Here is a 973-nt window from a genome sequence, read left to right on the forward strand (position 1 = left end):
CCACCGTACCCAGGCTCGCGTCAGCCGCCGGCGCATTGCCGAGCGCCCTGGCGCCGCGCACCGGTTCCAGCCCGCCGGCACCAATCGGCGAGGCGGAAGCGGTCGGTGCGCGTCGCACCACGGCGTCCTGCGGGAACGGATTGGTGCGGCAGGCGTCGAGTAGCACGATCGTCACAGGCACAGTCTTTTTCAACGCGTCCATGATGGCGGAAATCGGCACCAAAGCCGCGTCGGCATCCCTCAGTGACGACACGTCGGCATCGACCGGAACCAGATAGTTCTCGCCGCCGGCCTCGATGCCGTGACCGGAATAATAGATGAAGGCGACATCGGCGCCTTCGGCATCTTCCGTGAACCGCTCCAGGTCGCGCTTCAGCTTGGTGGCGTCGCGATCGGTGACGCTGCGCGCGTCGAAGCCGAGGTCGGTCAGCATCTTGGCCATGTCGCGGGCGTCGTTGGCGGGGTTGGGGAGGGCGGCGATGTGCTCGTATTTCGACTGGCCGATGATCAGCGCCACACCCTTGAGGCTTTTCGTCTCGGCACCTGCAAGCGCGGTCGCGGCAAGGCAAAGCAGTGCGGCGACGAAAGCCGTCAGCCACGCCTGCCGCAAAAGATTACGCTTCGTGGTTTCGACAAAGGCCATTTGTCGTTGATGTCCGCCCTGATGATCCAAGCCCTCTATAATGCTGCCAGCCTACCATGATCAAATTCGGGCATGATCAAATTCGGGCGCGATTGCGCCGCGGCCGTGGCTCGCCTATCACGGGAAACTCGCCTGTCACGGTAAAAATGTCTCCGCTCACCGAAACGGTCCTTTTCGTCTTCAGCCTTGTCGCGCTCGGCTATCTCGCCGGGTTCACCGGCTATTTGAAGCCGGAGAGCGGCGAGGGGATATCCGACTTCGCGGTCTCGGTGGCGATGCCGCTGCTGCTGTTGCAGACCATGGTGAATGCCGATTTCCACGGCGTGGCAC

Annotated in this window: 2 protein-coding genes; one reads left to right on the top strand and one right to left on the bottom strand. The window is 63.2% G+C overall.

The window, feature by feature from the left end:
* Positions 1-643, bottom strand: a 643-nt coding sequence (locus EN935_RS37745) for a caspase family protein (protein WP_206534689.1), incomplete at its 3' end; no start/stop codon positions are given.
* A gap of 146 nt (positions 644-789) precedes the next feature.
* On the opposite strand from EN935_RS37745, the gene EN935_RS37750 reads away from it, so the two are divergent.
* Positions 790-973, top strand: a 184-nt coding sequence (locus EN935_RS37750) for an AEC family transporter (RefSeq protein WP_206534690.1), incomplete at its 3' end; no start/stop codon positions are given.

It is taken from the genome of Mesorhizobium sp. M7D.F.Ca.US.004.03.1.1 (assembly GCF_003998635.1).
GTDB classification, from domain to species: Bacteria; Pseudomonadota; Alphaproteobacteria; order Rhizobiales; family Rhizobiaceae; genus Mesorhizobium; species Mesorhizobium loti.